Origin of the sequence: Alteromonas macleodii ATCC 27126 (genome assembly GCF_000172635.2) — a bacterium.
In the GTDB taxonomy this organism is placed as follows: domain Bacteria; phylum Pseudomonadota; class Gammaproteobacteria; order Enterobacterales; family Alteromonadaceae; genus Alteromonas; species Alteromonas macleodii.
In genome coordinates this window covers 3,891,776-3,904,701 of record NC_018632.1, presented here as the reverse complement: position 1 = coordinate 3,904,701, position 12,926 = coordinate 3,891,776, and the positions used below count along the sequence as shown (strand labels likewise).

The window sequence follows — 12,926 nt, the reverse complement described above, 5'->3', positions numbered from 1 at the left end:
TTGCAGTATTTCCATCATTCTATCGAGTCAATATTTACAATTGTTGTATTAATGTCTTCAAATTGCTTAATATTAATGCTGATATCTTTATTATCTTTTTGAGGGCTAAGCGCTTGAAGTAATGGTAATAAGTTTTTGTGTGGCAGAGTTATCTCCTCGGTTATTTCTTTCTCAAGTAAATATTTAGAAATTTCTAGTGGATTGGAACTCAGTAGGGTCTTTACGCCAGGTTCTTTACTTTTAATGTGTTGTTTAGCTAATTCTCTGGTTTTAGCTATATAATATTCACTCTGGTTAGGCTGTCTCGTTAGTGTTAGCCAAGGTTCCCTATTTTCCTCATCTTCCAGTCTTGTTTTTTGCAATCTGTCAACTTGAAGCATAAGTTGATCAATAACAATAAAGCTTTGGCTTTTTTGTTTGTGCGTTCCTGATGCACCGCCCCCAGCGGTAAATACTACAGGCTTGTCGAACGATGATGTTTTAGCGCATACAATGATAAATTCACCTTCAGCATCTCTGTACACGTTGTTGGTTCGAACACTTTTCTGGGGGCCTACAGGTTCGATAAGATATACTCGCCAGCAATCAACTTCGGCTAGCACCGTGCTTGGCAAGCCTATGGATGCAATAATGAATAAAAACGAAAAATAATTAATTTTCATTTGCATAGACCTTTCTTAACTTTGGAGTCATACATAGCTTGATTTGCTCTACTTTATTTTCACCCTGGTAGTCTTTAAATGCTGAATCACAAGCTTTAAAGGCCTCGACAACAATAGATACACTTTTATCTGTTTCCAATACATCTGGTACTCCAGCGAGGCCAGAAAACATCGGTACTTGCACGGTGCTAAAAGCGTTGTTTAATACCCCACCCAAAGTTGCCATAGCCGCGCCCACTATTATTGCTGCTAGCCCCGATGACCCCGTCTTGAAATTGAAAGAAACTACACCATTGCTTGCGCCTCCCTCTGCACCACCTTCATTAAAGCCTAAAACAACAAACAGCATTCCAATTGAAATTACCGCAAAGCCTATTTGTACAACGGTTACTTTCATAATCTGTTTGTTTATCATGGTCTTTTGATTAGCGCTTTCTGCGCTCAACATAGCTAAAAGTGCATAATCATTAGGAGTTTCGAGGTGGGCTTTTGCTTCGGAAAAGCTCTGAATAGTTGAATCTAGGCTTCCCGCATAGCTTATTTCTTGGTTAACGGCCGATACATTAGTAACAACTGCACCCATTAAATAAACAGGAATTGTGATACCGAATATAGCCACTGCAAAGTATTGAATAAACTTGTTCATGTCATGACCTTCTTTAATAAATCTAAACCACAATAACCCTGCGCTCATCGCTCGCATTGCTAAGCGTAATCGTGGTTAAGAACAACTCCTCGTCTTCACCTACGGTTTCCTGAAGTAACAAAAGAAAGCTCAATAGCCGCAAGTTAACGCTCGATTTTGCCCAGCCGAACTTTGAGTACAGGTCGTCAATGGCGTTTTTAACTATGCCTTCTACTTCTACCCAATCGTCTAGCCCGCGTTGGAATTTTTTGTTCAACCCCTTTAATGTGGCGTTTAATTTTTCCAAATCTGCTTTTTGTTGTGTTGTTACGCTGAAATTATCTACTGCGGTTTCTATCGCATTTAGTGTGGTAGGTAAGCGTCTAAGTGCGCCCGCCATTTCTGCGTATTTTTCAAATTTTGAATTAACTCTAAGCCAAAAAATTTTTTCATTTTTATACGGTAGTTTCGATTTCCGCTTCATAAGCTTTTTGAAGCTGTCTAAATCTCTTAAATCATTCTTTATTGTGTTTAAACTTATATTGGTACTGTTTGGTGAACCAAGTAGAAGCGAAAATAGTTCATTGTAGTCGGCATATTTGGGGTCAAGTTCTTCATAAATTTCTACAATGTCCTCCATGGCTTCTTGGTAAAAATCGTCTCTTTTTGTTAAGTAAATTAAGTAGGTCATGGCATTGTTAAATAGGTTGTAACCATTCAAGCCCAGCAGCTTTCGGTAGGTTTGTTTGCTAGCTCGCAAGCTAATACATATTTCGCTAGTGGTGAATTGGGTAGGGGCTTGCTTAACTATCTTGTTGAATTCTGCAATCGCCGTATTTTTTCGATATGCAGGTATAAGAGTGGGCACCGACACATCGTTTGGCAGGTTATTAAAGTGCGGATTGTTGCTGAAATCTAATGAATGTAGAAACTCAGAAATTTCGTTTACAGAGTGGAGCTTTGAATCTTTGTTTGTGTAACTAAAGCCCACGCTGCCTACGAAGTCCGGGTTTTGCGACGCTTGTGCAATACCATAAGTAAGATTAAGTACGGCTTCTCGCGTTTCACCAAGCCCACTGGCAGTTGCGGTAACTTTGTATTCTTGTTTAACGTACAAATTACCGCTGGTATCAACTTTAACGTTTAGTTGTGACAACACATCCTTCACAGAGGTGATGTTTTTACCAATAATACTTAAACCTAACGTTGTCGTATTATTTCGCATTGTTTCAATGGCGGTAGACTCGGCTAGTACTTTAACTTTGCCGGTATTTAACAGCGTAGGTAGCATACTCGCTACTTTTTTATCGTCACCAATGGCTAAGCTTCTATAAAAGGTTTGAACATCGGAAGACTCTGGCGCCTCTAGCAATAACTCCAAGCTATGAGATAGCGACGTAGAACGTTTTCTTAAATCGTCATAGGCTAACCCCAGCTTAATGTTGGCTGATTTTTCTAATGCAGAAGTGATTTTTTCTTTAAATTCACGGTATTTTGAAATGATCTTATTAAAGTTTTTCTCAATATTGTCATCGAATTGCGTAACAGCTTGTTTTACTTCTTTGCCTAATGCCTCTACTGGCTTAAGTACGTCTTTAGCTTCGCTCTCTATCAATTCCTTAAATCTATCGGCTTGTTGACGTATATGCTGCTGGAGCTTCGCTAGTTCATCTTGAAGTGCCTGCTCAGCCGCCTCTCTGTAGCTTTCTATAGCAGTGCTATCACTAGCACCAAATATATCTAATAATTTTGTTACCACTTTGTTGGCCAGTTCTTCCGCATCGTCTTCACTTGAAAGTGGTATGCGGTCAATGACATTCTGAAGTTCGTTGCCGATAAGGCTTTCTACCGCGTCATCAACACTTTCTTGGCCAAGAGCTAAACTAGCGATAGGCTTGTACCACTTATCTTTATTTACATTACTATCTAAACTTTCTAGTAACGCAGCGCCGGGAGAGCTGTTTTCTTCTAACCACTGTACTATTTTGTTGCCTTTAGAAAGCAGCATTTCAACGTATTGCCCAGCTAGTTTGTCCAGCCCTTTAATTTGCGCCTGTAGCGCTAAATTTAGTGCGTTAGTGCGTTCGTCTGCCTCTTCGATCGTTATCTTTAGTAATGGTTTGCCGCTGCTAGCGTGTTTAGTAACAAACATGCTTACATCGCCTGTTATAGTGTGTTGGTGAGATGCACTTATTTCGGTAGAAAAGTCTATGTCTATTACATTTCCTTTCAAATCAGTTTGAGTAACCAATGACTTACCGACACCCACTTCACCTTGAATGGTAAAAGACGTACCTGTTTTTAATGCACATGCGCGATAACCAAGGCTAGTGCCGCCATTTGGTACTGTAAGTAGTGTATTTACAGATTTTAAGCTCCATGGTACGACAGGGGTTTTAAACATTGCCCATAATGCGCGATATGTGGGTATGTTGTTTTTTACTTGAAAAAAGGTGTCTAATTTCAATTCGCCAGCTTTCGCTAAGCTTGCACTAATATTGATAAATTTTATCGCGCCAGCCGCCGAAGCATTTACTTCATAGGCCGCGGAAAGCGTTTGGTTTACAAGGCATTCTGTATCAGCCACCTCAAGTTTAAGCAGTTTTTGCGCTTGTTTTGTGGTAAGTACGTTGATGTTATAAATGCCAATAGCACCAACCCGAAGACCTATCTGAAAATCATTAAATTTTGTGTCGTAGTCTTTATCAAACTCAATGTTTCTATTAAAACCGTCGGTCTGTGAACTAATCGGCGCGCTAATTTGTTCCCATTGATCAAGTAGCTTGAATGTTTTTTTGTATACCTGTGATTCTAATATTTCTTGTTGTTTGTCGTCGGGGAATAGTGCAACGGCATTCTCAATAATTGTTTTAGCGGCAGTGGGGATATCGTCAATGCTGGGGTCATCACCTAACTGCGTTAGCTTATTGATAATGTTATCAAGGTTGTCTAATTTAGCTTTCTGCTCATTTGAAACACTGCTTTCAATAGCAATTTTTATATTTTGTAAACTAGTAATTAGGTCGTGTAAAGCAGCTGGGGCAAGGTGCTCTTTGGGTACAGCGCGCTCGAGTGAAGGTAGTAGTTTCATGGTTAATTCCCTTTAAGCCAATGGCAATTGTTGAGTTATTTTTTCATCATTTACTTCTACTTCTACTTCTACTTCTACTTCTACTTCTATATCGCTTCTTGTATTAAATCTGCTTTCTAGCGGTACCAAGCGGGCATTGTTATGCCTAGCAACTTTTGCTTTTCTATTTCGAATGAATTCTTTAAATACGACTTGCTGGCAAGCATTATCCCTTGGGTTTTGATCCAACTAACATTCTCGTCTTTAAGCCATTGCTTCATGCGCTCTCTAACTCTGTTATAAAGGGCTTGGCGGTTTTCATAATTCACGTCTTTCATTTTCACGTCAGAAAGATCCATCGCTAATAACTGCGTTGTTGCTTCACTAATGCGCGCAGCGCGACTACTTACATTAAGCGGTAAATGGTTTCCCAAAGCACTGGCATTATCTTTATGATTTAATATGTGCTCTACAACCTGCATGCCTCTTATACGGCCTAACAGGTAGTCGTGTTCGCGCAGGCGCTTGTCTAAAAAGCCCAAAAATCCCGCTAGATGCTCACTTGCTAAATCTTCGTTAGTGGTTGTGATGGTATACACCTTCATGCTCTCGCGGTTTTCTAAGCCGCCTGACTTTTCCATTATCACAATACCTTTAATCCATGTGTCTTTTAGTAAGGGTGACAGCTGCTGAAGTTGCGGTGTTGTGCAGAACGCTTTTTCTAAACGCTGGAAATCATTGGTACATGATGAGGGGCCGTAAAGCGCATGTAAAAGTGAGTCATAAGCTGCGCTATGCATTTGTAGTTGGCCGGGATTATTGCTTAATACTTGTAGTAATTCTTCGGCGCGTTCATCCAGCTGTTTTACTTTTTCGTTTACCGTTTCAACTTGCATCCATTCTTGAAAGCGCCCCTGCCAAAAAATGCTTTTTGCCATTTGCAAAGCGGTATCTTTCATACCAGAGGTGGCATCCACTTTAAAATTTGCGTCGCGCACAGAGTTTTTCGGGTTTGGTGAAATGTAAAAGTAATATCGTTTTTCAAAGTCTTCTGGAGTACTATCAATTTTCCTAGTCAGCGTTCTGGCCAGCCCTAAGGGATAGTTGTTGAATGCACCTCCGTCCATGTAGTAAAAGTTTTCATCTTTACTGCCGTTATTGAAAGGAGAGGCGCCTCTACTTGCGTAATCATGCTTATGGCGAATCCAGTTTCTTGCTAACTTCATTGGTGAAAAAGCAAAGGGAAATGCGCCGCAGCCTCTGCATGCTGTAATGATATCTTCCCATTGTTTTGCTTTGTACTCGTTGGTTAGCTCTTCGGTTACTCGGTCTTGAAAGCGTGTTTGTATAAACTTACCTTGGTCCAACCCCTCTTCAGATGTGGAAAATACGTCAAGCTTGTAATCAACGCCATTTAAATTCGACATGGCTAAACCAAGATGGATTTTCTTTGCTGCCGTATTATGTGGGCCAGGTTCTGGTATTTCGTTGTTCTTGTGTCTGTTTGTGATCAAGTCTTCCGCTATTTTGCCTACAAAGTTAGAGGAAAGAAGTGAGGTTTTAGGGAAATCATCGTCGTGATGAGAAAGTAAGCCCTGAATATCTACTTTCTCGACCCATGCCTTGTATGCTGCATTACTCGTTTTGCCGGCTAACATCACGGGATCGTGCAGTAGCTTATGGGCAATAAGCGCTGCGGTCATCCCACCAGCCGAAGCGCCGCTAAGTACGTCTATCTCTATACGATCGTTTGAATTTTCTGGAAGGTTTTTATTATGCTCTGAAAGTGCATTTATAATTTCGTATATTGTGCCTGCTTCATAAGAACCTAAGCTGACAGCCCCTGAAATAGCGAATGCTATGCGGTAAGTCATGATTTAGCTCCGAATTCGAATCCCTTTGAATCACTTAGCAAGCTAGACTACAGACCCTTGTTTAGAAGAGTTGTGTTTCGTGTTAGCACAAAAAATATAAAAGCAAATTGATCAAAAATCAAACAGTTTTTGTGGGGGAAGAAATTAGGGTTCAATGGGAGTGTTATACGTACGTATAGACATATATACCCAAAAGATACTTTGTTTAAACTAAGACTGTAGTTTAAACAGGATCTTTATTTTACACTTAAGTGTAAAGTACTCAGTAACGGACTATGGAGTGTTTACATTGTTCCAATATACTTGTCTAGCAATTTCACTTACCCTTTTTTCATCTTGCCTTAGTGCACAACAGTTAGTTGAGCAAAGAATATCAAGGTACTCCAACGATCTTAGTCATAACACGGTACAATCTCAAAATAGCCGTGCTGAGCACAAAAGTGATCAGAAATACATCATAGAGTTCCATAGTGAACCGCTGTTAAAAACTAGCGAGTTTCAGGCGTATGAAGCGCTGAAGAGTGAACAAAATCTAGTAAAACAGCAAATTAATGTATCTGCCTCGCAAGCTTTAACGCAAAAAGCCAAATATTTAGTCGAGCGCAAAGTTGATGTTTTAAATACCTTTCAGCAAACGTTTATTAAAAATGCCCTACCTTCAGATATATCAGTGTCTAACCGTTTAATGCGTGTGGTTAACGCAATAGTGGTACAGGGCGATGAAGATAAAATTTTGGCTTTGTCAAAACTGCCTTCGGTTAAGCGCGTTACCAAAAGCAAGCCTGTTAGAAAATTTCTTGCGGAAAGTGTGCCAATGATAAAAGCAGACAAGGTGTGGGAGAGAAAAGGCCCACGTGGAAACAACCTCACCGGTAAAGGTATTGTTGTTGCCGTTATCGACAGTGGTGTTGATTACAATCACAATGATTTAGGTGGCTGTATTGGTAATGGTTGTAAAGTTATTGGCGGATATGACTTTGTAGATAGTGATGCAGACCCTATGGATGTTGATGGCCACGGAACACATGTGGCAGGTATTGTTGCTGCGAATGGCGGTGTTGTTGGTGTTGCACCAGATGCATCAATTCTTGCGGTTAGGGTCTTAGATAGCGAAGGAAATGGTTTTAATACTCAAACTGTAGAAGGCATCGAGTATGCCGTTGACCCTGATGGCGATCCAAGCACAGATGATGGTGCCGATATTATTAATTTAAGCCTAGGCGGGCCAGGTGATGCCGATGATATCGTTTCGTCAGCAGTTGATGCTGCTACCGCTGCGGGAGTAGTGGTTGTGGCTGCTGCGGGCAATAATGGCAGTTATTATGATATTGGGAAACACTCTCCAGCTTCCGCTAGAACAGCAATAACAGTGGGCTCGGTAGATAAACAAAACAATATTTCAGATTTTAGCTCTAAAGGGCCTGTACTGAACTCTGATTACATTAAGCCTGAAGTGGTGGCCCCAGGAACAGGAATATATTCGCTTCAAACTAATAACCGCTATGAAGAAATGAGCGGAACGAGCATGGCCAGCCCACATGTAGCTGGAGCTGCAGCACTATTACTTCAAGCTAGACCCGCTTTACAGCCAGAACAAATGAAAAGCATATTGATGTCCTCTGCTACCAACATCAGCGATGATATATTTGCATCGGGCTATGGCTTAGTTGATGTACAAAATGCACTAACTAACGTTGTAAGTATGTCTACCGCCCCTTTGTTCTTTGGTAATACGCCAAAACAGAACGGTGTAAAGCGAACAGCAAATATTATTGTAACCAATATGTCGAATTCAGCTAAGACATTCGATGTTGTCATGCCTACTGATCTTCCTGCGTCTGTATCACTGACCTCAGAGCAAATTAAGGTGACAGTGGCTTCGCAATCGTCAGAAGTGATTCCTGTAACTCTAACATTTAGCGATGTTGCCAATATTCCAACACCTCAAAACGATGCCGCTGCCTTTTTTAGTGAAATAGAGTTTGTCGCGACAGATAGCAAGTTAGTCGTACCTATCAGTTTTACCAAAAGCCTACTGTTGCAGTTAGCTAATACGGGCAATAGTGACGTGAATGTATCGCTAGTTAATAGTGATGGGCATGAACTTTACTGGAATCTGATTTTTCCAGGCGAAACGTTGGACTTTTATGTTAGTGAAGGCAGCTTCTATATAACAGCAATATACGACAACGTTGATGTTATCAGCGCTACACAACTCAGCGACCAACTTCCTCTAGACTCAGCTTACGAAGTTACTGGTGTAGAGTCTTTTTATCCCCTTATTTCAGAAGATACAGTTTTAGAGTTTGGAGTGTCTAGCTTAAACAAGCTTTTTGGTGTTACCGATATAGACCCTAGTCTGGGTGAACTAAAACAGGTGAAGACATCCCAAAGATATATAGGTTTAACATATACCGATACTCAGGAAGTAACGTCTACAATTTCTGATCACACTTCAATAGATACTACCGAGTTAACCGAACAAGATGTCAAAAGAAAATTAATCGCAACTGGTCATTTAGCTTCGGAGATCGATTTAAACATTGAGTTGGTCGATAGGTTCGACAGTGAAGATGAAAATGATGTGTTGTTTCACTTATATAAGTCGGTCAGTGAAGACTCCGATAATGGAGCTTATAAAGCCGCACTAGATGCAGGTACAGCGCTACCCAGTATCATTTCTGAAGAGTTTTCTGGGCCTACAGATGTGAGTACTACTGCATTTCAAATATATTACGATAATGCTCGCCCCCGCTCTGGTATTGATGGTAAGCGTTTTACTTACGTATCTTCACCGGTAAGCGATGAAAGCACAAGTGTTACAGTTTCAGTATTGCAGCAAACTGATGATCAGTTTTACGGTGAGTTGTTAGTATCTACACCTGAAATGTCTATTTCTGGAGAGAGCTCGGGTATTTTAAGTAAAGTGCCATTGTATCAATTTGAACCAACGGCAGGTGTTACGGGTAAAGATATCGACATTTCGTCAACTTATATTTCTATTTACGGAGATAATACATTCTCATCTCTCGATGGAGCTCAAGTAAGCTTCCCTGACCAAAATTACCAAATCGTGTGTGATGATACTGTCATTCAAACGGGGAAATATACTGGCGATAGTATAACTCTTGATCAGACGTGTACTCTACCAACTCTTATTGTGAACTCTCGCAAAGGCCATATAGCTAGCCAATCTATTTTTGAACTTCAACAATATTACGGTGGTGGTTTTGGTGACCTTTATTCTAAATTTGTTGATACAACTGGTTCTGTTGTATTAAGCGGCCAAATTGGATATCAGGACGCTGAGCTGCATTTTGGCAGCTCAAAGGTTTACGGAGAATATGAATACAAAAGTATTGAGGTAAGCCCTACCTCATATGATGATTGGCATTCACTTGATATTTCTCCAAGTTCTTTTGAGCGCTATGACGTTAAGGCATTGTTACCAAAACTACAGATAGAACTTCAGCCTGTTAAGTTTAGAATTACGCTTTCTAATGACTCTGGAAATGTAATTCACAACCTAGTTAATGCTGCAAACTTGGGCGTGGATTTGACGTCAGAAACGCAAGACTTTGACGGCGATGGTATCGTTAACGCGTTAGATTTAGATAATGATAACGATGGTTTATCAGATGAGGATGAGCGTCGAATCGGCTCATCACCCGTTAATAGCGACACAGATGGAGATGGTTTCACAGATGGAGAGGATGCATTTCCAACTGATAGCTCTGAATGGGCTGATACAGACGGTGATGGTATAGGTGACAACTCTGAACTACCAGTTAGAGCTGACGTTGATGGTGACGGGCGAGCAGATATCGTATGGCGCAACGCGAGCAATGTTAGAGGTTGGAACTTCTTATGGACAATGAATGGTGAAGAAGTTCTGCTGTCACGCCCCATCAACGTTGTTCAAGGTGAAGACTGGCAGTTAAACCTTGGTGACTTTGACGGAGATGGTAAATCAGATTTGTTTTGGAGAAACCCCGACCTATTAGGTGGTTATAACCGAATATTCCTAATGGATGGCTTTGACATTGTTAGTCGCCCTGTGCACGCACGTCTTGATAATGAATTCGATATTAAGGTGATTGGTGACCTAAACGGTGATGAGAAAGATGACATTGTTTGGCGTAATAGCACCACAAACCAACTAGCAATTTGGTTTATGGATGGCGTAGGGAAAGTTAGTCGTTGGTCCGATGGTTTGGGTAATTTGACATTAGAAGGCACTGGCGACTTCAATGGAGACAGAATAAAAGAGCTTATACTTCGAGAAGGTAATGAATTAAAAGTGTGGAGCCTTATTGAGGGTGGCAGTAACTTTGAAGAATCGACGTTATCTTCAGTAGCCCCCGCTGACTGGAAACTAGCTGGCACCGGCGACTTAGACGGTGATGGCACAGAAGACTTGATATGGCGCAATGTTCGCGATGGTCGAAACAGTGTTTACTACATGGAAAACGGCACTGTAAGAGAACAAAAGTTGTTGCCACAAGTTGGTACAGCGTGGTCATTGGCGAAAGTAGAAGACTTTAACGGAGACGGCAAAGTAGACTTTTTATGGCGCAATGAAACGCTTGGAGGTCGTAACATCGTACACCTCATGGATGGCACTAACCGAATTGCTGCGGGCGTTGTAAAAACCGTTGGCGGTACCTGGTTTATGGCTGACTAATATTTCTTGGGCGCCGCACTCGCGGCGCCGTTTTTTCAATAAAAAATGTGTTAAGCACTGGTGAACTTTAATTGCCGTGGTGTTTGCTTCAGTAATTCGCAAGCTTGAACAAAGGAGGACCTCGTTTCTTCACTCTTCTCGTCAACGAGTTTATTCGCTCCAGTAAAAATCTAATCAAACAAGACATTGTCCACATCTGTAGTTTTATGAAAAAGGAAAAAATGAAAAAAGTAATTCTTTTCACTCTTATTTTTATCTCATCTACCGCTTTTGGTGTAACGCAAAGCTGGCTCCCTTCACAATTGACTATAAAATCTGATACACACGCGAGCAATGGCGCTAGTTCTCAAAGTTCGCTATCGAATGATGGGCGATACATGGCTTTCCAGAGCTGTGCTAGCAATCTCGTTATTGAAGACCAAGCGCGGTGTGATGTTTACTGGCGAGACAATATAACAGGGCAAATTGAATTAATAACGAAATCTCTTCTAAGTGATTTTAAAGGTGAGTCTTGGAATTCTGCACCTTATATTTCATCGAACGGGCGCTTCGTTGTATTTAATAGCACAGCTGCAGATATTGTTGGTTTAGAAGGCAACGGTGTTTCTCATATCTACCTCTGGGATGCATTAACCAACAAAATAGAACTTGTTTCTGTCGCCTCTGATGGTCTTGAAGGTGATTTAAACTCTAGTAATTCGTCTGTATCTGATGATGGAAGATTCGTAGTATTCGAAAGCGAGTCTATTCTTCTCGATGTCGTAAGTCCGGATACTAACGACTCAGCAGACATCTTTATTCGAGATCGAGTCAATAATACAACTGTACGGATTAAGAACTCATTTGACCAAGAATTAAATGGAGGCTCGCGCTCTCCACATATAAGTAGAGACGGCAAGTATGTAGTATTTGCAACGAGTGCTACTAATTCTATCGATTCATTAGAAGATGAGAACGGAAGCGTCTCAGACATAATTTTGCATGAAATTGAAACCGGCAAAAACACTCTTATAAGCGTTGATAGCAATGGCAATCAAAAAAGTGAAGGAAGTTACGTCCCCAGGGTTAACCAAGATGGCAAATTTGTCGCTTTCCGCTCCAATTCAAGTTTTGACTCGACAGGATACTCTGGAGTCTTCATACGCGATATGGAAAGAAGGACAACCTCGATAGTTTCTTCACCCAATCAATCAAGTGGTTATGCCTCTTTTGAAGTAAATGGAAGACTTGCAATTAGTAATGATGGAAGGAGAGTTGCATTCACCCTTCACGATCATAATGGAACTTTCTCTTCAGAAAATAACTTTACTTATACTTATAATGTTTACTTGAAAGATTTAGATACTGGCAGATTATATCTAGTTTCTGACCCTATTAACAAATCTGTTACGCGGTATGAATCAGCTGATAACCCAGCTATCTCGGGAGATGGTAAGTCTGTTTCCTTTGAATCATTTGACAATAGCTTCGATCCATTAGATAGAAACTACGTTACCGATATTTTTTTGTACTCTATTGAAGAAAACGCTTACAAAAACGTCAGCGTACCAGCTACCTATGGCTCACAAGCAGACGTTCATTCTGCATCTCTTTCTGGTAGCGGAAATTTAGCGGTTATAAAAACCAGTAATGCATATATATGGAAAGAGAGCTCTTCAAAGTTTGATAATATTTTCTTGGTCAATCGTTTAAACGGAAAAATGAAGCAGCTGAGAATGGGTATAAGAGGTTCAGCTCTTAACGCAGAAGTTAATAACTTATTTCAGATAAGCGCTGACGGCAAGGCACTCGTTTTTTCAACAAAGGCTAGTAACCTTAGTAGCGATGATAGGAATACAAATGAAGACATATTTCTTTATGACTTATCGACTGAAGAAGTAACATTAATATCAAAAGGTGTTGATGGAAACAGTGCTAACGGTGATTCGTTTAACCCTTCAGTATCTGCCAGCGGGCGTTATATAGAGGACTTACCCAAACTTAGTGGACATCTCCTATAGTTAGATAAGAG

The 12,926-nt window shown here is 40.6% G+C and carries 6 protein-coding genes; 2 read left to right on the top strand and 4 right to left on the bottom strand.

The window, feature by feature from the left end; translation table 11 throughout:
- Positions 1-14: 14 nt before the first annotated feature.
- From MASE_RS16640 to MASE_RS16625, 4 genes are all read right to left on the bottom strand, one after another.
- A complete protein-coding gene (locus MASE_RS16640; protein WP_041693577.1) occupies positions 15-668 on the bottom strand; it encodes a hypothetical protein in 654 nt (217 codons plus the stop codon).
- Positions 652-1,308, bottom strand: a complete 657-nt coding sequence (locus MASE_RS16635) for a hypothetical protein (RefSeq protein ID WP_148275230.1) — start codon at positions 1,306-1,308, stop codon at positions 652-654. The genes MASE_RS16640 and MASE_RS16635 overlap by 17 nt, the downstream gene beginning before the upstream one ends.
- 22 nt (positions 1,309-1,330) lie before the next feature.
- Positions 1,331-4,378 (bottom strand): hypothetical protein, encoded by a 3,048-nt coding sequence (locus tag MASE_RS16630; RefSeq protein WP_014950873.1) that lies wholly within the window; start codon positions 4,376-4,378, stop codon positions 1,331-1,333.
- Between the two features lie 116 nt (positions 4,379-4,494).
- Positions 4,495-6,231, bottom strand: a complete 1,737-nt coding sequence (locus MASE_RS16625; RefSeq protein WP_014950872.1) for a patatin-like phospholipase family protein — start codon at positions 6,229-6,231, stop codon at positions 4,495-4,497.
- A gap of 280 nt (positions 6,232-6,511) precedes the next feature.
- Here MASE_RS16625 and MASE_RS19840 point away from each other — a divergent pair, with 280 nt between their 5' ends.
- Positions 6,512-10,915 (top strand): S8 family serine peptidase, encoded by a 4,404-nt coding sequence (locus MASE_RS19840; protein ID WP_051129066.1) that lies wholly within the window; start codon positions 6,512-6,514, stop codon positions 10,913-10,915.
- 221 nt (positions 10,916-11,136) lie between these two features.
- Positions 11,137-12,915 carry a WD40 domain-containing protein gene (locus MASE_RS16615; RefSeq protein WP_014950870.1) on the top strand — a complete coding sequence of 593 codons (1,779 nt, stop codon included), beginning with the start codon at positions 11,137-11,139 and terminating at the stop codon, positions 12,913-12,915.
- Positions 12,916-12,926 lie beyond the last annotated feature (11 nt).